The following is a 24,722-nucleotide window of genomic DNA, read 5'->3' on the forward strand; positions in this document are numbered from 1 at the left end:
GTCTGGGAAATAACCCCCTGCAAAGATTCCGACAGCATGGAGCGCACCATGGATTTTTCTTCCGCCGGGAATACGTCGACGATACGGTCGATGGTTTTTGCCGCCGAGCTGGTGTGCAGGGTGCCGAATACAATATGACCGGTTTCTGCCGCGGTCAGCGCCAGACGGATGGTTTCAAGGTCACGCATCTCACCCACCAGAATCACATCCGGGTCTTCACGCAGCGCCGAACGCAGTGCTTCGTTAAAGCCTAAGGTGTCACGGTGAACTTCACGCTGGTTAACCAGCGATTTTTTCGATTCGTGTACGAATTCGATCGGGTCTTCCACGGTGAGGATGTGGTCGTATTTGCTTTCGTTGATATAGTCGATCATCGCCGCCAGCGTGGTCGATTTACCGGAACCGGTCGGGCCGGTAACCAGTACAATACCGCGTGGAATCTTCGCCAGATCTTTAAACACCTGACCCATGCCCAGCTGGTCCATGGTCAGAACTTTCGACGGAATGGTACGGAACACCGCACCGGCACCGCGGTTGTGGTTAAAGGCGTTCACACGGAAACGCGCCACACCCGGTACTTCGAACGAGAAGTCAGTCTCAAGGAATTCTTCGAAATCCTTACGCTGCTTATCGTTCATGATGTCATACACCAGGCTATGAACTTCTTTATGCCCCAGTGCTGGCAGGTTGATACGGCGCACATCGCCATCAACCCGGATCATTGGCGGCAAGCCGGCCGATAAATGCAGATCCGACGCGCCTTGCTTGGCACTGAAGGCAAGCAGTTCAGTAATATCCATAGCCACTCCTCGTTATTTTTTACTGGCTGGCCCGGCGAAGGGTGCGCCAGCCGACAAGCTTCTATATTATCAGGATTCACCAACCCGGAATGGGTTGCAGGTCAAAAAGATAAACCAAGCCCCTGAAATGTCTACTCTTGAACTGAATTACCAGAATGTGCTGCAACGCCTGCAACAGGCCTGTACACAAAACAACCGCCCTGCTCAGAGTGTACGCCTGCTTGCGGTCAGTAAGACCAAACCCGCAACTATGGTCGAGGCTGTCTACGCCCTCGGCCAGCGCAGCTTTGGTGAAAACTACCTGCAGGACGGCATGGACAAAATCACCGCCCTCAGCCATCTGACCGATATTGAATGGCATTTTATCGGCCCGCTGCAGTCCAACAAGACGCGTCCCGTCGCCGAACACTTCCAGTGGGTAGAAACCGTTGACCGTGACAAAATTGCCCGCCGCCTGAGCGAACAACGCCCCGCTGGCCTGCCAGCGCTGAATGTACTGGTGCAGGTGAATATTTCTGCCGAAGAGCAAAAAGCCGGAGTGCTGCCCGCTGAAGCGCACGCCCTCTGCACTCTGGTCAGCGAACTGCCCAATCTGTGCCTGCGCGGCCTGATGTGTATTCCGGAAGCGACCGGTAATGAAGAGCGCCTGCGCACCCAGCTTGAAGCCATGCAGGCGCTGTATCAGCAGCTGGCGGCAGAATTTCCGGCAATGGATACGCTCTCAATGGGGATGTCCGGCGACCTGGAGCTGGCGATAGCCTGCGGCAGTACCGAGATCCGCATCGGTACCGATATTTTTGGTGCCCGCGACTATCCTGCCAACAACTGATACCGGAATGCCGGAAGAAACGGCAAACTGCTCATAATCGACCAGAATTAATGCAGCTCCCGCTCACACCGGGCGCTGCGACTTTATACAAAAGAAGGAACCAGCATGACTCAAATCGCATTTATCGGTGGCGGTAACATGGCCTCCAGCATTATTGGCGGCCTGATCAAACAGGGCGAAACCAAGGCCAGCCTGATTCATGTTTCCGACCCCGGCGCCGAACAACGCAGCAAGCTGGAAAAAGAATTCGGTGTAACCACCCACGCCGATAACCTTGATGCCATCGCCAAAGCCGATGTCGTCATCATGGCGGTCAAACCACAGATGATGAAAGAGGTTCTCGAACCCCTGCAGGCCACCCTGAGCAAGCGTCAGCCACTGCTGATTTCCATTGCCGCCGGTATCAATATGGACAGCCTGGCACGCTGGAGCAGCTGCCGCGCCATCGTACGCTGCATGCCCAACACGCCGTCTCTGCTGGGACTGGGCGCAACCGGCCTGCTCGGCAGCAAAGACGTCAGCCTCGACCAGCGCAACCAGGCAGATTCCCTGCTGCGCGCCGTTGGCCTGACCGTGTGGGTAAAAACCGAAGCCGAAATCGATGCCGTAACCGCTGTTTCCGGCAGTGGCCCGGCGTATTATTTCCTGCTGATGGAAGCCATGATCGAAGCCGGTAAAAAGCTTGGTCTGAGCGAACAGACGGCGACCAAACTGACCCTGCAAACCGCACTGGGCGCGGGTCAGATGGCAATGCAATCCGATGTTGGCCCGGCTGAACTGCGCCGCCGCGTGACCTCTCCGGGTGGCACCACCGAGCGCGCTATTGCCACTTTTGAAGCCGCCCATATGCGCGATATTGTCGATGCTGCCTTAAAAGCCGCCAGCGACCGTGCCGCCGAGCTGAGTGAACAGCTGGGTAAAGCCTGAATAGCCGTACCGGGGTGTGCTGAGGTTTCCTGACAAATAAGACCATTGTCAGGACTGGAAAAGGCGCTGAGGCGCCTATATGTTAAAGGCTGACGGCCATAAGCGGCCGCCAGCCATTAAATATTCACGGAGTTACCATGTCACCGTTCTCTCAGGTCGGACTGTTACTGATCAATACCATCGGCAGTATGGCGCTGTTTATTATTATTCTGCGCTTTCTGCTGCAGCTGGTGCGCGCCGATTTTTACAACCCGATTTCGCAGTTTCTGGTCAAAGCCACCAATCCGGTATTAATTCCGTTACGCCGTATTATTCCGGGCTTTGGCGGACTGGACGTTGCATCACTGGTACTCGCCTATGTTGTTCAGGCGCTGTTGTTTGCCGCTATCTTTATGTTTGCCGGATATGGCCTGCCCTGGGCCAACATTCTCCTGTGGGCACCGGTCGGACTGTTTGCGCTGCTGCTGAATATCTACTTCTGGGGTCTGGTGATTACCGTGATTGCCTCCTGGATTGCGCCAGGCTCTTACAACCCGGCACTGATTCTTATTAACCAGATTCTCGAACCTGTCGTACGCCCTATCCGCAAAATGATGCCGGATATGGGTGGCCTCGACCTGTCGCCGATTCTGGTTTTTCTGGCAATTAAAATTGTCGAAATAATGCTGCTTGGCCCGCTGGTGCAGATGCTGCAGATTCCGCGCGGACTGATCATCGGCCTGTGAGCACACCCGAACACTCTGCCGCACATTACCAATGGGCAGACGGGGATTTACTCCTCGTCTGCCACCTGCAGCCCAAAGCGTCTAAAAGCGAATTCTCTGGCTTACACGGTGATGCCCTGAAAGTCCGTATTCAGGCGCCACCGGTTGAAGGCAAAGCCAACAGCGAACTGGTTAAATTTCTCGCCAAACAGTTTGGCGTCAGCAAAAGTGCTGTCAGCATTATCAGTGGCGAGCTGAATCGCCATAAACGCGTGCGCATCACACAACCGCAAAGGCTGCCGGCAGAAGCCCTGATCACACAGTCTTAATCCCGCACCTCTTCTTCTCCCAACCCTGCACCCAACAAAAACCCCACTCTTTGTGTTATAGTGCCGCCCTCTTATCTCCTGCCGGGAGCCCCTGAATGCCGCACCGCGCTCATTTATTTTCCCTGCGCATCGCCAATGCCCTGCGCGAATCCCTGAAAGAATCACCCTACACCGCACAACGTTTTGGCAAAGATATTATTGCCGGTATCACCGTTGGTATTATCGCCATTCCGCTGTCGATGGCACTGGCAATCGCCAGCGGAGTCGCACCGCAATACGGTTTATACACTGCCATGATTGCCGGTTTTATTATTGCCCTGACCGGCGGCTCACGCTTCAGCATTTCCGGCCCGACCGCAGCCTTTGTGGTCATTCTTTATCCCATTGCGGAAAAGTTCGGCCTCGGAGGTTTGCTGATTGCTACCCTGTTATCCGGCCTGATTCTGATTGCCATGGCCTTTGCCCGCCTTGGGCGCTTTATCGAATATATTCCCGAGTCAGTGACCCTCGGCTTTACCTCCGGTATTGCCATCGTGATTGCGACTCTGCAATTAAAGGATTTTTTCGGGCTGACTATTCAATACCCGGAAACCTATGTCGAAAAAGTACACACCCTGGCACAGGCGTTACCCGGCTTTGATAGTGCCAGCCTGACCGTCGGTATCACCACCTTTGCGACTCTGCTTTTGTGGAAAAAAATCAGCAGCCTGCCGCCACATATTCCGGCACTGCTGGTTGGTGTATTAACCGCCTGGCTGCTGGGCTTACAGGGCCACGAAGTCGACACCATCGGCAGCCGTTTCAGTTATTTATTACCGGATGGTTCGGTTGGCAACGGTATTCCACCAATATTGCCGGAATTTTTCTGGCCCTGGGAACAGCCCGGCGCCGACGGCCAGCCGATTGGTTTGTCCTGGTCGCTGCTGCAGTTATTACTGCCTGCAGCATTTTCCATTGCCATGCTCGGCGCGATTGAATCCCTGCTCTGCGCCGTGGTGCTCGATGGCATGACCAACACCCGCCACAGCGCCAACAGCGAGTTACTGGGTCAGGGCATCGGCAATATTGTGGTGCCATTTTTTGGTGGTATTACCGCCACCGCCGCCATTGCCCGCTCGGCCGCCAATTTCCGCGCCGGTGCGCAAACGCCAATCGCGGCAATGGTTCATGCCCTGGTGGTAATGGCCGGTCTGCTGGTACTGGCACCGGTACTGGCGCACTTGCCCATGGCCTCGATGGCCGCGCTGTTATTACTGGTGGCGTGGAATATCAGTGAGGCCGATAAAGTGCTGCACTTTTTCCGCACCGCGCCCAGAGGCGACATTATGGTGCTGGCAACCTGCCTGAGCCTGACGGTACTGTTCGACATGGTGATCGCCATTGGCGTTGGTATCGTGCTCGCCTCGCTGTTATTTATGCGCGATATTTCCGAGATGACCAAGGTCAGCGATATCAGCGACAACAGCAAATTAATCAGCGAACCTCTGCCTGCAGGCTGGGCAGTTTATAAAATAAACGGGCCGCTGTTTTTTGCCGCCGCTGACCGGATTTTCTCTGAACTGGCGATTCACAGCCGCGATAAAAAAGCTGTGATTCTGTATATGGATGCCGTCCCCGTGATAGATGCCGGCGGCCTGGCGGCCTTGCTGAAATTTTTAAATGCCAGCGCCAAATACAATACCGAAGTGCGTATTGCCGACCTGCAGTTTCAGCCGCTGAAAACCCTCGCCCGCGCGGGGCTTAAGCCACAGGACAAGGTGCTGGGGTTTTATCCGGGCCTGCAGGCAGCACTACCGTTTAACAGCGGTCAGGCTGACCGCACGGCGGGTGATGCAGAGCAGCTGGTGTAATCCGGTTTAACCGGATAACTGTGGGAACGACGTTCAGCGCGATGATTAAAAAACCAGCCCGACACAGTAAGCCACGCCACAGCATGTATACCGAATTAAAAAAGCCCGCGTATCACGCGGGCTTTTTATTTCTTCCAGGCCGGTAATTACTTACCTTTTAACTGCAGCGTCTCTATCGCCTGCGCTTTAATATCCGCCGCTTTAAACAGCATCGGACGCCACTGCAGGTTGCTGTAGTTCTGCGTCTGGTCGGTGAAGAATTCCGACTCCGGATCATGTGACTGACCGTAGCTCAGGAACATTTCTGCCTCAGGGCCGTTGTCACCGTATTGCAGCGCCATTACAAAGCTGGAGCCGTAGTTAATGCGGTAACGCTCGGTCGCACCATTGCCGTCTTCATCCAGTGACACCAGTGGCGAGTCATTGCGTTTGCTGCCCACCAGGTTGGTTGCCAGCTCAGAGGTAGAGCGGGACGGCACTTTGCTTTCTGCCATATTAAATACGCCTTCGTACGAGTTGGCGCCGGTAATGGCAATCGGATCTTTGCCTGCGGCTTTAATCACGTACTGCACCGAACCCAGCGTCGCATCCAGTGCGATATCAGCATCGGTCAGACGCTTGGCGGCGGCGGCCAGTGCCTGCAGTACCGGATCGTTATCAACATCACCGGCGTCAATCGCCACCAGACCAGACGGCGTGGTCGCTGGCTGCTGGGCGCTGAAAGGTACGGCGAACAGGCTGTCAGACAAATCACGGTGACCAGAAACACGGAAAGCCGCAAGGAATTCACGCATCACCTGCGCACCGGTGCTGTTCAGGTTGTACTTACCATCCCAGTTGGCCAGCGCGGTACAGGCGGCGGTTAAATCAAACGCCGAGCCGTTTACCTGAATGCTGTTGTGGTTGGTACAGCGGGTTACCAGTTCGTTGCGGAAGTCACCGCCAAACAGCGAGCCGTTATGGGTCAGCACGGTTTCCAGCTCACTCAGGGTAAAGCGGTTATCAGCACCGGCCAGACCGGTTCCCGACATATCGCTGATCAGCTGGGCGTTGTAGCGGGTACGCGGGCTGCGCACAATCTGCTCCGGGCCGTACATCAGGCTGTAGCCTGTCAGAGGTTCAGCCACGTTGGTCAGCCAGTGGCTGCTGTTGGCGTTGTATACATAGTCGCTGCGCGTAACCTGCGGCGCTTTGCTGAACGGCACCAGACCCGGCGCTCCGGCATCACCCGTGTCGACCCACTCGTACAATGAGTTATTACCCGGTAACAGCACGCTGCCGGCGCCGTCCTGCCAGATCGGTGCTAACTGCGGGCTCTGGGATGCCATACCCCAGTATGCTTCAGCCTGTGGGCTGAGCTGCGGTACCTGAGTGCCGTCGATATAAGAAGCCGTGCCGTCATCGGCAATCATCAGGGTATTTACCCAGGGGATGCCCTGATGGTCGGCAAAGGCCTGAAAGAATTCTTCGCGGTTTTTCGCTTTATCCATTGCGATCCACTGTTCCAGCATGCGGGTGTTACCGGCGTTGGCATCGCGGAAGGTGACGGCCGAACTGGTTGTCCAGCCCAGTGCCGGAGACAGTGACGCCAGGTTCACCATCGGCCCGAAGTGGCTGAAGTACAGGGTGTGCGGCACATCCACCAGCGAGCCGTCGCCCTGCTTCACTTTTACCGTGACGGTTTTGCTGCTGAGCTCGCGGTATTCACCATCAAACCTGTAGCGCAGCGGATCGGCCGGATCGAGCTCCAGCTGATACAGGGTAAAGCGCTTCGACTGTGACACGGTGTGCGTCCAGCCCAGATTCTGGTTGTAGCCGATCACCACCGCTGGCAGACCCACCATGCCTACGCCGTTAACATCCAGCTCACCGGGAATGGTCAGGTGTTGCTGGTAAAAGCGCAGCTCGCCGTCCCATGGGAAGTGAGGGTTTCCTAACAGCGCAGAGCTGGCGCCATCAACACGATCACTGCCCAGCGCCCAGCCATTACTGCCAATACCTTCAGAGGTAAAAACATGACCGGCATCCAGTTGTGCACTGTCGACCGCAGCAACCGTAGCGACCGGCGGCTGTGCCGCAGCCATCGCCGCGAGGAAGTTACGTGCGCTCGACAGCCCGGCCAGATCCAGCTGATAAGCGAGCAGATCCTGCGCCGTAATGCTGGTCACCCAGTCAGCACCGCGACACGGCGACGGATATTCCTGCGGACCGGCACGCTCACTCAGCGAGCGGTTAAAACCGGCAGCATAGCCCTGCAGCAGCCCTCTGGTCGTTGCTGATAAACCACTGTACAGCTGGGCGGCTTCAGCCGGATAATCCATGGCTTTGTAGCCCAGATCCGACAGCAGATTGGCATTGCCGCTACCGGCGCCAAAGTATTCGGACTTCTGTGATTTCAGCTTCAGCAGTTGTTCGGACAGGGTGCAGAGGTTTTCTCTGGCCTGCGCATAACCGATACCGTAACCCAGACTGGGATAGTCTTTGGCCTCAATATGCGGCACACCATGGGCGGTATAGGTGATCTGTGCTTCGTAGGAATGGCTTGCATTGCTTTTATCGTCATTGCAGCCTGTTAATAAGGCGCAGCTTAATGCGCTCAGCGCGTACAGGCCGGGCTTCTTCAGGACACTGCCTAAATGCATCGGGGTTTCCTCACTTGTTATGATTATGTGACAGGAAATAGTATTAGACGCCGGAACGACAACAGGATCGTCCGTATCGATAGATCCGACACCAAAGAAAAATAACTTTAAAAACAAACACTTAAACGTACGGTTCGATCTATCCGAACTTTAGTTGGTCTCTCTGAGAGGTATTGATGAACTACGAAGCAGGCGCCGCGGCGCTGATTGGACTGTGCCTCAGCGGCGTGTTGCTGCTGGCCGCACTGAGCTGGATGGTCAATCATGCCCACACCCGCCTGACCGCTGCCTGGCTGTTGGGGCTGGCCGCGCTGGTGATGCTGCAGTCGCTGGAGTTTCTCTATCACGCCACCGATATGTTTCTGCGCTGGCCATTCTTCCTGAAACTGGTCGACCCGTTGGTTGTGCTGCTGCCGCTGAGCCTGTACGGCTACCAGCGGGCGCTGCAGGGCGACAATATCTTTCAGCAGCGCCTGCCGGTGCTGCTGCATTTATCGCCGGCCATCATCGTCGCGTTAATGGATGTTCCTTACTGGAGCCTGCCCGCGGCCGAGCGTATCGACTGGATGCTGAAAGTGCGGGTCGATGAAAGTCTGTGGCAGCCGCTGGCACCTTACGGTAACGACTACCTCGCCATTATCGCCGGCCTCAGTCTGCTGTACTGGTGGCGGCAGCACCGTCAGGGCTATCAGGGCCGCAAAACGAAACTGGGGACCTGGATTAAAAAACTGCAGACCGTACAGATGATTGTGGTGCTGTCGTTGCTCGGCCGCATTCTGCTCAGTCAGGGCTTTGGCTGGAATCTGTCGGTGGCCTTTGCCCTCGCGCCGACCAGCGCCTACCTGCTGTATCTGATGCTCAGTCACGCCCAGTTGCCGCAAAGCCTGCCCCCGCGTCAGCCGCTGGCGACGTCTCCTAAACAAGACAACAGAAGGCCAGACAACGGAAAACCCGGCAGCACAGACCCGGATAACAGCAGCGCTACGCCAGCCGATAGCGGCGCAGCAAGCGACGGCAACGCCCAGCAGGAACTCTTCGCCGAATTGCAGCAGGCGCTGGCCAATGGCGCGTTCCGCGATAACGAACTGTCCCTCGGTAAACTGGCTGCCATGTGCAGCATGACCAGCCATCAGGCATCGGCGGCCATTAACCAGTGTTCGGGCAGTAATTTTTACGACTGGCTCAACCAGTACCGGATTGACGCCGCACAACAGGCACTGCGCAACAGCGATACGCCGGTGTCACGCATCTGTTTTGATGTCGGCTTTAATTCGAAATCAACCTTTAACACCGCCTTCCGCCGTATCAGTGGCTGCACCCCGACCGAGTACCGGCGCGAACAGCAGAGCTGACAACGCTCAGGCTTTACGCATCTGTTCGGCAAAGCGTCCGGGGCTGACCCCGCGACGGCGGTTAAAGGCATGGCTGAAGCTGCTGGTACTGCTGAACCCGGCCTGCGCCGCCGCCATTTTGATACTCACCCCACGCTTTAACAGCACCTCGGCGCGACTCAGACGGCATTCGCTGATCAGGTCGCGCCAGCGCCAGCCGGCCTTATCCAGATGACGGCAGAGGGTGCGTACCGACATATGCAGCTGCTCCGCCACCTGTTCCATACAGGGTAATTCCGGTAAGGCATCTTCAATCCGGTTGCGCACCCGGCCAATCAGGTCCGGCGCATCGGGCAGCAGATGCTCGGTGCAGACATGCTCACAGACATCGGCCGCCACCGGATTCGACATCGGCATGCTCATCGCCAGATGCATGGCGTCGCCGACAAAACAGTGGCCGGGCTGACCGGCCAGCACCGGGCAGGCAAAATAGCGGGCCATCGCCTCCATCGCCGGATCATGGGGAAAGGCCAGCAGAATACGCCGCACATTGCGCCGCCCCGGCACAATTTCATCCTGCACCGCGGCAATAACGCCCAGCTCGCGGGCAATCAGAAAGCGTTGCTGGCAATCGCTGAGTGGCGCCTGGCTGCTCATCTCAATCAGAAAATCGCCCTGCTTCACCACAAAGTTCAGCTGTGTGAGGTTCTCTGCGTGCTGCAGATAACGCGCCGCCAGTTCCGCCGCTGCGCGCAGGTCACGACTGGTCATCATCGCCAGACCAATCAGCCCCAGACTGCTTAACCGGTATTGCAGCCCGACCTCAAAGCCCAAACGCAGGGGATTACCCAGCGCCGCACAGAGGTTGTCGATCACCTGCAGTTCCTGTGCGCAGGTTACATCCGACAGGCCCTGCTCAATCTGTTGCCGGCCAAGCCCGGTTCCCTGCAGGCAACTGTGCGCACTGAGCCCGGCCTGCAAACCATGGCGCAGTAAAATACGGGCGCTGGCCAGACCCAGCCCCGGTGAGCGGGTGGTGATATTCATAGCCCTGCTCCTGAGTACGTTGTTGTTATTTTTGCCCGTAGCGCTGCACAGATTGGCCGTTCAGAGCATAACGCTGTCCGTTCGCAGCATTTTTATTCGCTGCCGGTTTTCTATGGTTAGCAGCGCTCAATCCATGAGGCCCGGCCTCAGACTAAAACAACAATAAGGACGCACATAGCATGAAAAGAGCCATATTACTGCTGCTCGCCGCAGCCCTTTTGCCCATCACGCCAGCGCACGCCGAATCTGCCCTGACCCCTGCACTCACGCTGGTTGCCGGGTTACTGAATAAAGGCGTATTCCCGCAATCCGATGCTTACACCAGCGATGACGACATCGTTATCAGCGCCGACGACGGCGTGGAGCTGGCCGCCAATATCTTTGTGCCGACACAGGTTCCCGGACTGAAACCCGCGGTGATCTTTATTAACAGCTGGGCGCTGAACGAATACGAATACCTGACCGAAGCCGCACGCTTTGCCGAAGAAGGCTTTATTGTGCTGAGCTACTCCACCCGTGGCTTCGGTACTTCCGGCGGTCTGATCGACACCGCCGGGCCGCTGGACATGGCCGACCTGAGCCGGGTGATTGATTATCTGATTGCCAATTACGAGGTTGACCCGCAGCGCATCGGTGCCGCCGGTATTTCTTACGGCTCCGGCATCAGCCTGCTCGGCGCCGCCCACGATTCACGTATCCGCGCGGTGGCCGCACTGAGCACCTGGGGCAGCCTGAGCGAAGCCTTGTATGGCAACGAAACACCGCGTCTGGTCTGGGGCGAATTGCTGACCCTGTCATCCGGTTTGCTTGGCCGTCCTGATCCGATCATCAAAGCCACCTGGGACGACGTTCTGGCGCGGCGTAATATCGACGCCATTTACGACTGGACCGATGTGCGCTCGCCGCTTAATTACGTCGATCAGATCAACAGCAACGGCACCGCGGTTTATATCTCGCAGAACTGGGGCGACAACCTGTTTCAGGTGAACAGTGTGCTCGACCTGTTCAGCCAGCTGAACGGAGCCAAGCATATCGACTTACAGGCCGGCACCCACGCCGGGCCGGAAATCGTCGGTATGATCGGCGGTGGTAACACCCATGTGCTGAATAATATGCACCGCTGGTTTGCCCAGTATCTGCAGGGCAAAGACAACGCCATGGAAGATCAGCAACCGGTGAATATGAAAGTAAAATTCAGTTCCGGTTACGAGCAGCACAGCGAATACCCGCTGAACAATACCCGCACCGTACAATGGTATCTGCAGCCGCGTACAGCATTTAAATCCGGCCAGCTGAGCGACTCGCCGTATCAGGGCTGGTTCGCCGCCGACAACCGGATTAATTCGCTGTTCGATACCCTGGCAACCACCCAGATTCCGCTGCTATCGCAGATGTTTGAGCAAGCCAACCTGCGCGTTACCGCCCCCATCGGCCTGATTGACCGCAGCTTCGGTATTACCTTTATTGGTGAGCGCTTAAGTGCCCCCCTGAAAATCCGCGGCAAGGCAGAAATGAGTCTGATGATTCAGCCAAAACATGAAAAAGCGCAGCTGGTTGCTTACCTCTACGATATGGATGCACTGGGTATCGGCACATTAATTACCCATGCGCCGATGACGCTGCATGAAGCAGAAGCCGGTAAAAAAATCCGCGTCGATTTTGCCCTCACCGCCACGGCTTACGATGTACCGGCCGGACATAAACTGGTGCTCGCCATCGATACCGAAGACCTGTTGTATGCACAGCCGACGCTCTATCCATATTCGCTGGATTTTGAGTTCAGTCGTCAGCAGCAGTCTGTAATGAAGGTTCCGGTTTTATAAAGGCCGGATTATCACACCCGTTGTTAAAGTGATATATGACCGCGCTGCCGCTGGGGAGCGCGGTTTTATTTTGTGTTCAAGATAAGGGGATTAGTCGCTGAGTGGGCTGGTGTTTTGGGCTGCAGCCCAACCCTATGACTTATTTGAAGGGGCGTCCCCCTCATGCCCGACGGATCAGAAAAGTCATCGTTCGGTGCGGCGGACCCAGACGCATACATTCAGGCACATAAAGTCAGACGCAATATCGGATACAGAATCAGGCTCTGCCATGTAGGGCGGATCTTATCCGCGACCAGAATTCCGATCCCGTTTGCTGATTCCAAAGCCCAAGCTGTACGCTTCAGAACATTGACAAAAAAATTAATACCAGACAGTATGGTTTCCAAAACAACGCACATAAAGCACATTTTTCGGTGTATAAAACTTTTCAGGAGCTGTATCAATGTGACCTGAATGAGGTAGTGAAAAGCTTACACCGACCCTATCAACGCACTCGGGCGCGTAAAGGCTGCCCCGGCGATGAAGCGCTAGCTGAATATGAACTCTGAAAAATCGAAATGATCTTACCTATTTACCATAAGGCTCCGAAGAAGCATCATGATCTTCTATGCCAAGATTTATCAACTCACCCAGAGCTTATCGAAATAGATATTAGCGACATTGACTCATACATCAGAGAAATCTAAGAAATTATTGTTAATTCCATAGCCATAGAAAAATAAAATGCCTTTGGGATAACCACGAAAGTGAAGAAATTCGAAAGATACAAAACAACATCAAGCCTTATCCGAAAAAATCCTAGAGATAGTTTTTGAAAGAGCTAACCACTACACAACAGATGATTCAATTAACGATAGAATTAAAACGCCATCAGCCACCTAGATTCAAACAATAGTTTTAGAATTAAAGGTACAAAGCTTTCAAATTTTCACAAGCACAGGAAATGATTACAAGCAGCACTTTAAAGTCTAATCAAAGGCGACATGCCCGATAAAGGGTATATTAACTACCAGACGACATCATAACCCAATAAAAAATCAACGTGATCTTTCCCAAAAACAGTTAAAATGTTATAGTTAGTTAAGAAAAACATAATAACGGAATAGGTTAAAAAATGGCATTGGATATATTTGTATTTTTAGCTTTAGGTACTGAACCTGATGAATCTTTCCTGAATGCAAAGGCCAAGGAGCTAAACCTTCCGATTAAATACAGCGAACCCTTCGACCTTGATAGCCAAAGTGGGTTTTATCCGCTTAAGTTAAAGGGAGAGATTTCTGGATTCGAAATATTTAAAATTGATTACGCATCAATCATTCAACAACTCCCAAAACCTAAAAATGGTTTTCTCGAGCATGGTGTTGCCTATCATTTTCGGTATAGCTACAATCACAATGAGCCAACTTCCGTTTTTTATACTTCAGCTATACTCTCGACACTGGAAGGTTCTCTCGTATTTGAAACGCAAGAGGCTGATTTCATCTCGACAGATGAACTTATCAAAATAGGGACTGAGTCATACAGAGACAAATAACTAAAATCTGAGCATGGACGATGAATACAGATGTACATATTCCTATCCACTTTAAATATGTACTGAAACACTCTAAGGCTCAATAGAGCCTTTGTACTGCAATAAATCATCGTAGCCTGACTAAAACCACCCCATCCCCATAAACCCGCGCTTTAATGTCTCCGACGGGTTTTCACCAAATAACTGTTTGTAGTCATGGGCAAACTGGCCGGCGTGCCAGAAGCCCCAGTGACTGGCGATGCGCTGCACGGTTACGTCGTCCTGTTCAACATCGAGAATGGCATCGGGCTGTGACAGTGCACGGCGTACAGAATTTAAACGCGACACGCGTAAATAACGTAACGGGCTGATGCCCAGAATACTTTCAAAACTGTATTGCAGGGTACGGCGGCTTACATGGGTTAATTCGCACAGTTCGGTCATGGTGACCGGTGCATTAGGGTTGGCGGCGAGGAAATCTTTTACCCGGTCTACCACTGCTTTGCGCCGTGCATAAGCCGGCAACATAGCGTTGCCATTATCGGGTTGCTGCAGCACATCGAGTACCGTCATCAGCAGCATGTCCTGTTGCAACGGCCCGGCCAGGCCGCTGTGTTTCGGTGCCAGTAAACGCTGCAGAGTATAACGCAGGGCATTGAGTTTTTGTTCCTGCCAGCCGCGCCGTGGCGATTGCCACAAGCGCGCATCGAGGTTAACGCCCTGTGCCTCGGCGCATTGTGTCAGCGCCTGCTGGCTGACCACGATGCCGAAAATATCGAAGCTTTGCGGAGTGACTAATTCAAAACCTGTGTTTCCCGGCCGGCACATTAATTCGTTGCTGGCCACTTCCTGGCCGTTAATACGGCAGTCCTGTTCGCCGGCGGCAAATCCCAGCCAAACCGAATCCGGCCAGACGTTGCACTGCTGGCGCAGCGCCTGGCTGGTGTGTTCACGGAATACCTGTAAATGCTCCAGCGCCAGTTCGTCGATACGGCCATAAAACGCGCCATCGCTGAGCTGGTCGTATTCCTGCTGCCAGTCACGCAGGTTATGGGCGTGCTCATCGGCATCGGTCGCTTCGCTTATGCACCAATCGGGGGCGAACTTTTCTGCAACCGCTGCATTAGCGTGCACATTGTCTGCACTAGTAGGCAATAAAGCTGAGTTTTTCACAAATATCCTGCGCTCAGGCTCTCTGATTTCGCTGTTTTTACCATCATTAATCCGCTGATTTAAATAACAAAAACCACATTTGCCAAAATTCGATAGGCCGCCGGAACGCTATTCGCTGAGCTGTTACAGCTGACGGTGAACAGCGCTGCGCGCCAGCCCTCTGTCAGAAACAGCAATATCTGTTCCGCCCGGTGTTATCTGCGGTACAGCGTTTTAGTTCAGGAAACCGCTATGCATAAAGCGTATCGCTACTCTCTGGGTAGCAAGACCTACGAATTCCGTAATCTGGCCGACCTGATGGCCAGAGCCACCCCTGCCCGCTCCGGCGACCGTCTGGCCGGGGTGATTGCCCGCTCCGCTGAAGAGCGTGCTGTGGCACAGATGGCGCTGGCCGAGGTGCCACTGAAGAATTTTCTTAACGAGGTATTAATTCCTTATGAACAGGATGAAGTCACCCGTTTAATTATCGACGAACACGATGCACTGGCATTCGCGCCCATCAGCCATTTTACCGTCGGCGATTTCCGTAACTGGCTGCTTTCCGATCTGGCCAGCAGCGATATGCTGGCCGGTATCCGCAACGGCATCACGCCGGAAATGGCTGCGGCAGTGAGTAAGATTATGCGTAATCAGGATTTAATTCTGGTCGCGCAAAAATGCCGTGTGATTACCGCCTTCCGCAGCACCATTGGTTTACCCAAGCGTCTGGCGACACGTCTGCAACCGAATCATCCGACCGACGATATGAATGGTATTGCCGCCAGTATTCTCGATGGTCTGCTGTATGGCAGCGGCGATGCGGTGATTGGTATTAACCCGGCCACCGACAACGTTGCCCAGGCCACCCGGCTGATGACATTAATGGACGAGGTCATCAGAAAATATGGAATTCCAACCCAGTCCTGTGTGCTGACCCATGTCACCAATACGCTGGAATGCATAGAACAGGGCGCACCGGTCGATCTGGTATTTCAGTCGATTGGCGGCACCGAAGCCACCAACTCCAGCTTTGGTTTTAATTTAGCCACACTGGCCGAAGCCGAGCAGGCCGCACTGTCATTACAGCGCGGCACCGTGGGCAATAACGTGATGTATTTTGAAACCGGTCAGGGCAGCGCATTATCAGCCAATGCTCACCACGGGCTGGATCAGCAAACCTGCGAAGCCCGCGCCTATGCCGTAGCGCGCAAATTTAATCCGCTGCTGGTGAATACCGTGGTCGGTTTTATTGGCCCGGAATATTTATTCGACGGTAAAGAAATTATCCGCGCCGGTCTGGAGGATCATTTCTGCGCCAAATTACTCGGCCTGCCAATGGGCTGTGACGTTTGCTACACCAACCACGCCGAAGCCGACCAGAATGATATGGATAACCTGCTGACCTTACTCGGCGCTGCCGGTTGTTCGTTTGTGATGGGCATTCCCGGCTCCGACGACATTATGCTCAATTATCAGACCACCTCATTCCACGACGCGTTATACGCACGCCGTGTTCTTGGCCTTGGGCCATCGCCGGAATTCGAAGCCTGGCTGGAAAAAATGCAGATCATGAGCAACGCCGCCGGTGCCTGCTTAAACGATGCTTTGCCACCGGCGTTTGCAGCGTCGTTAAAAACTTTACCGGCCGGTAATTCAGCATCGGAGGTGTCCAATGGTTGATCAGCCTGATATGCACAACGACGACTGGAACGGCGTTATTGATAACCCATGGCGTCGCCTGCGCCAGTTTACCGCAGCGCGTATTGGCCTCGGACGCAGCGGTGTCAGCCTGCCCACCAAAGAAATGCTGGAATTTCAGTTAGCCCATGCCCAGGCGCGCGATGCTGTGCATACGCCATTAGATTTTCCGGCGCTGACGCAACAGCTGGAAACCCTGGCCGAACAGTATCCGCTGTTAAGCGACGAGCCACCATTAAAGCTGCACAGCGAAGCGGTTGACCGCATGACCTACTTACAGCGCCCCGATTTAGGCCGCCGTCTGGATGAAGCATCACGGGTATTACTGCAGCAGGAACAGCAAACGCCGGAACAGCCTTTTGATCTGGCGCTGGTCATTGCCGACGGTTTATCCGCCACCGCTATTGCCCATAACGCCGTGCCTTTTATTCAGGCCTTATGCGAAGAATTACAGGCCGATAAACAGCCGTGGAAACTCGCCCCCATTACCCTGACAGAGCAGGCCCGCGTTGCTATCGGTGATGATGTCGGTGAATTATTAAATGCCAGAATTGTGCTGGTATTAATTGGTGAACGGCCGGGGTTAAGTTCTCCCGACAGTCTCGGTTTATACCTCACCTGGGCTCCGGTACGCGGCCTGACCGATGCCCGCCGCAATTGTATTTCCAACGTTCGGCCAGAAGGCCTGAACTTCAGCGAAGCGGCCCATAAGGCCGGTTATTTACTGCGCGAGTCACGCCGGCTGCAGCTATCCGGCGTACAACTTAAAGACCGCAGCGGCTCGCTGACCGGCCCCGCAGACAGCCTGTCAGCAAGTACCGCACAAGCGGCGACCATTGATCATCAGCCCGATTTTCCGGATGAGCATACAACAATAAAACCCGCCTCTTCCCCCGCGGCAGAGACGAAAAATTTTCTGCTCGGCTGATTGTATTTTTTCTGTTTGAGAAAACACCATTTATTCAACCTATGAGGTAATACCATGTCCACATCCCATCAGGACTACCTTGCCAAACGGCAACTGAAAAAAGGCACCGCCGGCTGGATTCTTCTCGCCGGTCTCGGGGTTTCTTATGTAATTTCCGGTGATTTTGCCGGCTGGAACTTTGGTATCGCTCAGGCAGGCTGGGGTGGTTTTGCCATCGCCGCGCTGTTAATGGCGGTGATGTATTTTACCCTGGTGCTGTCACTGGCTGAAATGTCGGCGGCTATTCCGGCCGCCGGTGGCGGTTACAGTTTTGCCCGTCAGGCAATGGGCCCGGCCGGCGGTTATTTAACCGGCCTTGCGGTATTAATTGAATATGCACTGGCGCCGGCGGCGATTGTGATCTTTATCGGTTCGGCGGTTGAAGCTTTACTCGGCTTTAATGGCCCCTGGGTGTATGCCGCCTTTTATTTAGTCTTTATCGGTATTCACCTGGCCGGTGTGGGCGAAGCATTAAAAGTGATGATGGTGATTTCCGGTCTGGCCGTACTGGCCATTATTGCCACCGCGATTGCTTTAATCGGTAATTTTGACAGCGCCAACCTGTTTGATATTGCCGCCAGCGAAGGCGCTTCGGCCATGCTGCCACTGGGCTGGTACGGTGTATGGGCCGCACTGCCTTTTGCTATGTGGTTATTCCTGGCGGTAGAAGGTGTGCCACTGGCCGCCGAAGAATCCAAAGACCCTGCCAAAGATGTACCTAAAGGTATTATCGGCGCCATGGTTTTCCTGCTGTTTACCGCCCTGCTGGTTGTGCTGTTAATTCCGGGCGCGGCTGGTGCACAGGCGATGGGCGCAAGTGCCGTACCTCTGGTTGATGCCCTGAATGCAACCGGTAACAGCCAACTGGCAACCGTCGTTAACGTACTGGGTCTGGTCGGTTTAATTGCATCCTTCTTCTCCATTATTTACGGTTACAGCCGTCTGGTATTTGCCCTGTCGCGTGCTGGCTATTTGCCACAAAGCCTGTCGGTAACCACAGAACGTAAAGTACCGGCGCGTGCCCTGATCGTTCCTGGCGTACTGGGTTTTGCTGCTTCCCTGAGCGGTGAAGGCGACCTGATGCTGGCCATGGCCGTGGTTGGCGCAACCGTGTCTTACGCCCTGATGGCACTGAGCCATATTATGCTGCGCGTTAAACAGCCTGAGCTGGTGCGTCCGTATAAAACACCGGGTGGTGTATTTACCTCCGGCATTGCCCTGCTGTTGTCGCTGATTGCATTAACCGGTGTGTATGCCTTCGACCCGCGCGCCTTCTTCTACACGCTGATCCTCTTTGTGATTGGTGCAGCCTATTATTTTGGCTACAGCAAAAACCATCTGGTGGCCAAAACCGCCGAAGAAGAGTTCGCCATGCTGGAACAGGCCGAAGCGGATTTATACCCGGAAGAAAACGCAGAAAACTCTGCAACCGCCCAGACGGTGTAATAACAGCCATCTGAAAATAAAAAAAACGCAGCCATTGGCTGCGTTTTTTATATATGCAAAAAGCAGGATTAAAGCTGAAAAGAAATTCCGATACCCAGCCCTGAGCCATCAAAGGTGGCATCAGCAGGCTGATAGTAATATTCAATGTTCTGGTATTTGGCACTGATGGCAAAACGCGGATTCAGGTGGTACTGGTATTCGATCAGACTGCCGGTCGGTGAATCAAAGGTATACTCTGTGCCGTCCATATCCAGTTTCGGATTCATATGATACGTCAGGCCAGCTCCCAGACTGTGCTTGCCCAGCTGGTAGTGCAGCATCAGATCCAGCGGATAGGTCGAAAACTCAATGGTAACCGGATCGTTGTCGTCATCCAGACCATTGGCAGAATCACTCAGCCAGTTCAGGCGGGCTTCAGCACGAAACTGGTTCAGGGTGTAATACACACCGGCACCAAGGTTAATACCGGCACCGGCATTAATATCGTCAGAAGTGCCACGTTCGTATTCCATCTCCGCCAACTTATCACCACCCGCCATCAGGTCAGCACTGAAGCTGAACCCTAAGCCTTGCTTTGTTGCGGTGGTGCTTTCCGCGTCAACCGCAGAATCTGTATCGGCATACGCCAGTGTTGTGGCCGAGGCCAGTAATAAAGTCAGCAGGCTTTTTTTCATTCCCTTGTACTCTGTCCATCATTGTTGGATTTAAGCCGCATAGGGTACGAATATTTCAGAAAATAGAAAGTCTTTATCCGTTTTCTTCTTTTCCGGGGAGCCCCGATCATGCACCGAAAGTGCGCTGACAGAGCCTGCTTGTCTGAGCTATGATTGCTGTGTTCTGCAGCCGGATACTCTTATGAATATTACCCCCTGCTTTAACCTCAAGCTGCGCCAGGCCGACCGGGTTCTGACCAGCTACTACGACAACAGCCTGCGCGATCTGGGTATTACCATTGCGCAGTTCTCTGTTCTGCGTGTGCTGTCGATGCTGAAAAACCCATCACAGAAAGAACTGCAGGAAGTTCTGGTGCTGCAGCAAACCACCCTGACGCGTAATCTGAAACCGCTGATCCGCAGCGGCTATGTTCAGACCAATCCCAGCCCCGATGATGGCCGGGTGACTCTGGTGTCTCTGACCGACGAAGGTAAAGCCTTGTTTAATAAGGCAAAAATTCGCTGGAAACAGGCACAGAGCGGCATTTCCCAGCACCTTGGTGACGAGCTTTCTGCACAACTGTTGCAGGTCGCCGACGCTATTCTCACCCTGCGCAGCTAAAAAAAATTTGCCATTTGCATGCATATACATTTACATATAGATGCATATACATTCATTTGAGGGCGAATTATGAATACCTACAGGGAAAAGCACTGGCTGCTGTCAGTCGTGAGAAGTGGCATTCAGGCGGGAGTTAATTACCCGAAAACCGTTCTGTTTGCCGGCTTTCTGTTAATGGCACTACTGATAACCGGCCTCGGACAACTGCATAAAGACACCCGTGCCGATGCCTTTCTCGAAGCCGACAATCCGGCGCTGGTGTATAAAAATAAGGTGCGGGAGATTTTTGGTTTAAGTGACCCGCTGATCGTTGCCATATATGACCGTTCGGCAGAAGGCATTTACCGCAAACAGACTCTCGATCTGATCGGGCAGCTGACCGATCAGTTAAATGCCCTGCCGATGATTAATACGGCGCGGACCCTCAGTCTGGCCAGTGAAAATAATATCAGCGCCTCGGCCGACGGGATGGATGTTGCCCCATTCTATGACTTACGCACTCAGCATGATGCGGCCCTGCGCCAGGCAATAGAAGACTTTCCGCTGTATCACGGCATGCTGGTTTCTGACGACGGTGCGATGAGTATGATCGTGCTGGAATTGTACGATGACAATCAGGCCGAAGCCGCTTACGACGCTATCAATAAGTTGCTGCAACAGACACAGGTGCCTGCAGGTGTCGAACTCCATGTTGCCGGTGAAGGCGCCGTTCTCGGCTATCTCGGTCACTATATCGACCATGATGCCAGCCGTCTTAATCCGCTCGCCGGATTAATTATTACCATTATGCTGATCGTTGCATTCCGCCGTTTATTACCGGCCCTGCTGGGCAATCTGGTGATTGCCGCCTCGGTACTGATGACCCTCGGTTTTATGGCTTACTGCGGTGTGCCTTTTTTTGTTATCACCAACGCTATGCCGGTTATTTTAATTGGTATGGCCGTCGCCGATTCAATTCATATTTTCAGCCACTATTACGAAATGCAGGCACGACATCCGGACTGGTCGCTGCAGGCCTGTATCCGTGAAGCCGTTGCCGTTATGGCGCGCCCGGTAACGCTGACGTCGCTGACCACTATTGCCGGATTTCTTGGCCTGTACGCGTCATCTTATATGCCACCCTTTGAATACTTTGGTTTATTCACCGCCTTCGGCGTGCTGGTTGCCTGGTTTTATTCGCTCTTTGTTTTACCGGCCTGCATCACCTTACTGAAACCCAGAGTCAGCCAGCGCTGGATTCGCCTTGAACAGAACAGCCAGCAGGATACCTTTGCCCGCCTGATGACTTATCTCGGTGGAATCTGTGTACGCCATCCACGCGCCACACTGTCATTATTTGCACTGCTCAGCATCAGCGGCGCCCTGCTGGCTACCCAGATTAAGGTAAACGAAAACCGCATTAATACCTTTCATCCCAGCGAAGCAATCTATCAGGCTGACAAGGTCATTAATCAGCATCTGGAAGGCACCAATACGCTGGACATTGTGATTACCAGCAGCCGTAACGAAGGGATTTTTTCACCGCAGGTGCTGAATGCCATGGAAGCTCTGCAGGCCTACGCGGAAACACTGCCGCATGTAAATGGTTCATCATCGGTGGTGGATTATTTAAAGCAGATGAATAAATCCCTGAACGAAGGTCAGGGCGATGCTTACCGTCTGCCGCAGGATGCCGATCTGATTGCGCAGTATTTTCTGCTCTATTCGGCCAGTTCTGATCCTGCCGATTTTTCTGAAGAAATTGACTATGACTACCGTCTGGCCAATATCCGTCTGAATCTCGACAGTGCCGATTTTATTGCCACAAAACCGGTGGTTGAAGCCCTGCAGCAATATATCGATCAGCACTTTAACAATGCCGTTATGGATGAGCCGGTTACTGCCAGCCTCAGTGGTCGTGTCAATGTTAATTACCACTGGATTAAAGATCTGGGCGTCAGCCATTTTTACAGCGTGGTTATTTCGCTGCTCTGTGTCTTTCTGGTCTCGGCGTTATTATTCCGTTCCTGGGCCGCCGGTCTGCTCGCAACCCTGCCGGTAATCTGTTCCATTCTTACGGTTTATGCGGCGATGGCATTGCTGGGGATTGATCTGGGCATAGGCACCTCCATGTTTGCCTCGGTAGCCATTGGCCTGGGTATCGACTTTGCTATTCATACCCTCGAACGCCTGAAAACCCTGGTGGCAGACGGACTGAAAGGCAGCGGATTATTCACCGAATTATTCCGTTCCACAGGCCGGGCGCTGCTGTTTAATTATCTGGCGATTGCCTTTGGTTTTGGTGTACTGATCAGCTCTCAGGTTGTACCGCTGACGCACTTCGGCACCATTGTCGTGTTATCGGTGAGTATGAGTTTTATCGCCGCCATGACGCTGTTACCGGCACTGATTGTATTACTGCAGCCGACCTTTATTTTCGGTGAAAAAAAGGCGTCCGAAGCCAGTGCGATAGCGGCAGAAAAACACGTGACTGGCAGTACAGTTCTGGCATTTTTGCTAACCACAGGACTCAGTACTGCAGCTTTAAATGGCGCCCTGCACAGCCAGCCGTTGCAGGCAGAAGAAGCTTTTAATACGGAATTACTGGCAACACTCAGCGCCGACGATATTGCACAGCGGGTAAACGCGGTGGATGACGGCCAGCACGTCAGCAGCCAGCTGAGCATGTTACTGACCGACAGCCGGGGCAAAGAGCGGCGCCGTGAAACACTGTCTTACCGAAAATATTTTGGTGACGATAAAAAGACCGTATTTTTTTATAAATCACCGGCCAATGTTAAAGACACCGCTTTTCTGACCTTCGACTATGCCGCCACAGATCAGGAAGATGATCAGTGGCTGTACCTGCCGGCACTGCGCAAGGTGCGGCGGATTTCCGCATCCGATCGTGGCGACTATTTTATGGGTACCGATTTTACCTATGAAGATATTAAGCAGAACGGTCATATCAGTATTGCCGACTATCAGCTGCAACGCCTGCCAGACGATGACGGAAAACTGGTGGTAAAAGCCACACCCAAAACGGCTGCTATTGCTCAGGAACTGGGGTATGGCGAAGTAATCTTTTATATTGATCCGCAAAACTGGATCGTGGTGAAAAGCGACTATCTGGATATTAAACAGGTGCCGCTGAAAACCGTGCAGGTAACGGATATCCGTATGATCGACGGAATCTGGACGCGGCATCAGCTGCTGGCCGAAAACCATATCAGCGGTCACCGTTCGCTGTTTATTTTTTCTGCCGTCGATTACCAACAGGATGTGGCCGACCACCTGTTTACCCAGAATACCCTGCGCCGGGGGCTGTAAATGAATATCCGACAGCAACTCCGGCAGCAACTCCGGCTAAGCGCCGGTGCTTTCACCCTGATATTGCTGAGCAGTGCCGTGCACAGCGACTTCAGCTCTGGATTTAGTTCAGAGCTAAGTTCAGAACTGGCCTGGAGCGATGCTCCGGCCGCACTGAGCAAAGCGGAAGTGCAGCTGCAAAGTGAATGGCAATACCGCACGGCCGATACGTCGTTTAATCTGCAACCGCGTCTGCGTGCTGATTTTTCTGACACCCTGTACGCAGAGCAGCCAACCAGCCGGACAGATAATTATCCGGCGGGCAGCCTGCATAGCAGCGGGCCACTGGCACAATGGGATAACGTGCGTTTTGATATTGCCGAAGCCTATGCTGACCAGTATTTCTACGGTGTGTCTCTGCGCAGTGGTAAACAACAGGTCGTCTGGGGTCAGGCCGACGGCCTTCGGGTTCTGGATATTATTAACCCGCAGGATCTGCGCGAATTTAATCTGCCCGATGCCGAAGACTCGCGCATCGCTACCTGGATGTTTAATGCGCATATTCCTCTGCCCAATGAACAGTCTCTGCAATGGTTAATTATTCCCGACTTAACCTTCAGTGAGCTGGCAGAACCAGGCACAGCGTTCGCTATTACCAGCCCCGAGCTGGCTCCGCAACCGGTCGCCGGAGTCGCGGTTAATCAACGGCCAACCCGGCGCCCGGATGGTAATGACTGGGAGCATGGATTGCGCTGGAGTGCCTTTGCCGGTGGTTGGGATATCAGCGCCAGCTATTTTAATTTTTACCACGACACACCGGTTGTTTACCGCAGGTTAAACACAACCGGCAGCACGATTCAGGTCGATGTCGAAGCCGTGTACCGCCGCAGCCGCCTGTTCGGCCTGAGCGCCAGCACAGCATTCAGCAGCGTAGTGCTGCGCCTTGAAGCCGGGCATATCAGCCGGGCATTTTTTCTGCGCGAAGATCTGCAAAATAACGGTATTAGCCAAAGCCCGGAACTGGCAACGGTAACCGCGCTGGATTATCAGGCTCCGGCGGATGTGTTTGTCAGTTATCAGTTTTACCAGAGCCGCATTCTT

Annotated in this window: 19 protein-coding genes; 14 read left to right on the top strand and 5 right to left on the bottom strand. The window is 53.7% G+C overall.

What is annotated here, in order from left to right:
- The coding region (locus B3P58_RS12950; protein ID WP_286717991.1) for a type IV pilus twitching motility protein PilT at nucleotides 1-800 on the bottom strand (800 nt) is incomplete at its 3' end.
- Nucleotides 801-927: 127 nt separating this feature from the next.
- On the opposite strand from B3P58_RS12950, the gene B3P58_RS12955 reads away from it, so the two are divergent.
- From B3P58_RS12955 to dauA, 5 genes are all read left to right on the top strand, one after another.
- Nucleotides 928-1,629 (top strand): YggS family pyridoxal phosphate-dependent enzyme, encoded by a 702-nt coding sequence (locus tag B3P58_RS12955; protein WP_145467868.1) that lies wholly within the window; start codon nucleotides 928-930, stop codon nucleotides 1,627-1,629.
- Between the two features lie 105 nt (nucleotides 1,630-1,734).
- Nucleotides 1,735-2,556: a pyrroline-5-carboxylate reductase gene (gene proC, locus B3P58_RS12960; RefSeq protein ID WP_225691085.1), complete on the top strand. Its 822-nt coding sequence runs from the start codon at nucleotides 1,735-1,737 to the stop codon at nucleotides 2,554-2,556.
- Nucleotides 2,557-2,693: 137 nt separating this feature from the next.
- Nucleotides 2,694-3,281, top strand: a complete 588-nt coding sequence (locus tag B3P58_RS12965) for a YggT family protein (protein WP_145467864.1) — start codon at nucleotides 2,694-2,696, stop codon at nucleotides 3,279-3,281.
- The gene (locus tag B3P58_RS12970; RefSeq protein WP_230330347.1) at nucleotides 3,278-3,589 is read left to right on the top strand and encodes a DUF167 family protein; all 312 of its coding nucleotides are present in this window, start codon (nucleotides 3,278-3,280) and stop codon (nucleotides 3,587-3,589) included. Before B3P58_RS12965 ends, B3P58_RS12970 begins: the two co-directional genes overlap by 4 nt.
- Before the next feature lie 95 nt (nucleotides 3,590-3,684).
- Complete coding sequence (gene dauA / locus B3P58_RS12975; protein WP_286717998.1) at nucleotides 3,685-5,439, top strand: C4-dicarboxylic acid transporter DauA; 1,755 nt, start codon at nucleotides 3,685-3,687, stop codon at nucleotides 5,437-5,439.
- 146 nt (nucleotides 5,440-5,585) lie between these two features.
- On the opposite strand, the gene B3P58_RS12980 is transcribed toward dauA, so the two are convergent.
- The gene (locus B3P58_RS12980; RefSeq protein ID WP_286718000.1) at nucleotides 5,586-8,081 is read right to left on the bottom strand and encodes a penicillin acylase family protein; all 2,496 of its coding nucleotides are present in this window, start codon (nucleotides 8,079-8,081) and stop codon (nucleotides 5,586-5,588) included.
- Nucleotides 8,082-8,257: 176 nt separating this feature from the next.
- On the opposite strand from B3P58_RS12980, the gene B3P58_RS12985 reads away from it, so the two are divergent.
- Nucleotides 8,258-9,433: a helix-turn-helix domain-containing protein gene (locus B3P58_RS12985; RefSeq protein WP_286718001.1), complete on the top strand. Its 1,176-nt coding sequence runs from the start codon at nucleotides 8,258-8,260 to the stop codon at nucleotides 9,431-9,433.
- A 6-nt stretch (nucleotides 9,434-9,439) separates the two neighbouring features.
- On the opposite strand, the gene B3P58_RS12990 is transcribed toward B3P58_RS12985, so the two are convergent.
- On the bottom strand, nucleotides 9,440-10,459 hold the full coding sequence (locus B3P58_RS12990; RefSeq protein WP_286718030.1) for an AraC family transcriptional regulator: 1,020 nt from the start codon (nucleotides 10,457-10,459) through the stop codon (nucleotides 9,440-9,442).
- Nucleotides 10,460-10,638: 179 nt separating this feature from the next.
- On the opposite strand from B3P58_RS12990, the gene B3P58_RS12995 reads away from it, so the two are divergent.
- Nucleotides 10,639-12,282: an alpha/beta fold hydrolase gene (locus tag B3P58_RS12995; protein WP_286718033.1), complete on the top strand. Its 1,644-nt coding sequence runs from the start codon at nucleotides 10,639-10,641 to the stop codon at nucleotides 12,280-12,282.
- 1,114 nt (nucleotides 12,283-13,396) lie between these two features.
- Nucleotides 13,397-13,816, top strand: a complete 420-nt coding sequence (locus tag B3P58_RS13000) for a hypothetical protein (RefSeq protein ID WP_286718035.1) — start codon at nucleotides 13,397-13,399, stop codon at nucleotides 13,814-13,816.
- Between the two features lie 120 nt (nucleotides 13,817-13,936).
- Here the strand turns inward: B3P58_RS13000 and B3P58_RS13005 are convergent, their stop codons facing one another.
- On the bottom strand, nucleotides 13,937-14,968 hold the full coding sequence (locus B3P58_RS13005) for a helix-turn-helix domain-containing protein (protein ID WP_286718037.1): 1,032 nt from the start codon (nucleotides 14,966-14,968) through the stop codon (nucleotides 13,937-13,939).
- A gap of 231 nt (nucleotides 14,969-15,199) precedes the next feature.
- Between B3P58_RS13005 and B3P58_RS13010 the strand changes: the two genes are divergently transcribed.
- The 3 genes from B3P58_RS13010 to eat are packed head-to-tail and all read left to right on the top strand — an operon-like array spanning nucleotide 15,200 to nucleotide 19,058.
- A complete protein-coding gene (locus tag B3P58_RS13010) occupies nucleotides 15,200-16,627 on the top strand; it encodes an ethanolamine ammonia-lyase subunit EutB (protein ID WP_286718039.1) in 1,428 nt (475 codons plus the stop codon).
- On the top strand, nucleotides 16,620-17,573 hold the full coding sequence (gene eutC, locus B3P58_RS13015; RefSeq protein WP_286718041.1) for an ethanolamine ammonia-lyase subunit EutC: 954 nt from the start codon (nucleotides 16,620-16,622) through the stop codon (nucleotides 17,571-17,573). The genes B3P58_RS13010 and eutC overlap by 8 nt, the downstream gene beginning before the upstream one ends.
- Nucleotides 17,574-17,627: 54 nt before the next feature.
- On the top strand, nucleotides 17,628-19,058 hold the full coding sequence (gene eat / locus B3P58_RS13020) for an ethanolamine permease (RefSeq protein WP_145467832.1): 1,431 nt from the start codon (nucleotides 17,628-17,630) through the stop codon (nucleotides 19,056-19,058).
- A 68-nt stretch (nucleotides 19,059-19,126) separates the two neighbouring features.
- On the opposite strand, the gene B3P58_RS13025 is transcribed toward eat, so the two are convergent.
- Nucleotides 19,127-19,732, bottom strand: coding sequence for an outer membrane beta-barrel protein (locus tag B3P58_RS13025; protein ID WP_286718044.1), 606 nt, complete (start codon nucleotides 19,730-19,732; stop codon nucleotides 19,127-19,129).
- A gap of 181 nt (nucleotides 19,733-19,913) precedes the next feature.
- On the opposite strand from B3P58_RS13025, the gene B3P58_RS13030 reads away from it, so the two are divergent.
- From B3P58_RS13030 to B3P58_RS13040, 3 genes are all read left to right on the top strand, one after another.
- On the top strand, nucleotides 19,914-20,333 hold the full coding sequence (locus B3P58_RS13030; RefSeq protein ID WP_145467828.1) for a MarR family winged helix-turn-helix transcriptional regulator: 420 nt from the start codon (nucleotides 19,914-19,916) through the stop codon (nucleotides 20,331-20,333).
- Nucleotides 20,334-20,402: 69 nt separating this feature from the next.
- Nucleotides 20,403-23,642: an outer membrane lipoprotein-sorting protein gene (locus B3P58_RS13035; RefSeq protein ID WP_286718048.1), complete on the top strand. Its 3,240-nt coding sequence runs from the start codon at nucleotides 20,403-20,405 to the stop codon at nucleotides 23,640-23,642.
- The coding region (locus B3P58_RS13040) for a DUF1302 family protein (RefSeq protein ID WP_286718050.1) at nucleotides 23,643-24,722 on the top strand (1,080 nt) is incomplete at its 3' end.

Origin of the sequence: Thalassolituus sp. UBA2009 (genome assembly GCF_002335285.1) — a bacterium.
GTDB classification, from domain to species: domain Bacteria; phylum Pseudomonadota; class Gammaproteobacteria; order Pseudomonadales; family Oceanobacteraceae; genus Venatoribacter; species Venatoribacter alkanivorans.

What these genes read in the sequence shown, in the direction of transcription:
- eat (WP_145467832.1), top strand. Translation starts at nt 17,628, where the DNA reads ATGTCCACATCCCATCAGGACTACCTTGCCAAACGGCAACTGAAAAAA.
- proC (WP_225691085.1), top strand. Translation starts at nt 1,735, where the DNA reads ATGACTCAAATCGCATTTATCGGTGGCGGTAACATGGCCTCCAGCATT.
- B3P58_RS13030 (WP_145467828.1), top strand. Translation starts at nt 19,914, where the DNA reads ATGAATATTACCCCCTGCTTTAACCTCAAGCTGCGCCAGGCCGACCGG.
- B3P58_RS12985 (WP_286718001.1), top strand. Translation starts at nt 8,258, where the DNA reads ATGAACTACGAAGCAGGCGCCGCGGCGCTGATTGGACTGTGCCTCAGC.
- B3P58_RS13000 (WP_286718035.1), top strand. Translation starts at nt 13,397, where the DNA reads ATGGCATTGGATATATTTGTATTTTTAGCTTTAGGTACTGAACCTGAT.
- dauA (WP_286717998.1), top strand. Translation starts at nt 3,685, where the DNA reads ATGCCGCACCGCGCTCATTTATTTTCCCTGCGCATCGCCAATGCCCTG.
- B3P58_RS12990 (WP_286718030.1), bottom strand. Translation starts at nt 10,459, where the DNA reads ATGAATATCACCACCCGCTCACCGGGGCTGGGTCTGGCCAGCGCCCGT.
- B3P58_RS13025 (WP_286718044.1), bottom strand. Translation starts at nt 19,732, where the DNA reads ATGAAAAAAAGCCTGCTGACTTTATTACTGGCCTCGGCCACAACACTG.
- B3P58_RS13035 (WP_286718048.1), top strand. Translation starts at nt 20,403, where the DNA reads ATGAATACCTACAGGGAAAAGCACTGGCTGCTGTCAGTCGTGAGAAGT.
- B3P58_RS13010 (WP_286718039.1), top strand. Translation starts at nt 15,200, where the DNA reads ATGCATAAAGCGTATCGCTACTCTCTGGGTAGCAAGACCTACGAATTC.
- eutC (WP_286718041.1), top strand. Translation starts at nt 16,620, where the DNA reads ATGGTTGATCAGCCTGATATGCACAACGACGACTGGAACGGCGTTATT.
- B3P58_RS12965 (WP_145467864.1), top strand. Translation starts at nt 2,694, where the DNA reads ATGTCACCGTTCTCTCAGGTCGGACTGTTACTGATCAATACCATCGGC.
- B3P58_RS12955 (WP_145467868.1), top strand. Translation starts at nt 928, where the DNA reads ATGTCTACTCTTGAACTGAATTACCAGAATGTGCTGCAACGCCTGCAA.
- B3P58_RS12980 (WP_286718000.1), bottom strand. Translation starts at nt 8,081, where the DNA reads ATGCATTTAGGCAGTGTCCTGAAGAAGCCCGGCCTGTACGCGCTGAGC.
- B3P58_RS12995 (WP_286718033.1), top strand. Translation starts at nt 10,639, where the DNA reads ATGAAAAGAGCCATATTACTGCTGCTCGCCGCAGCCCTTTTGCCCATC.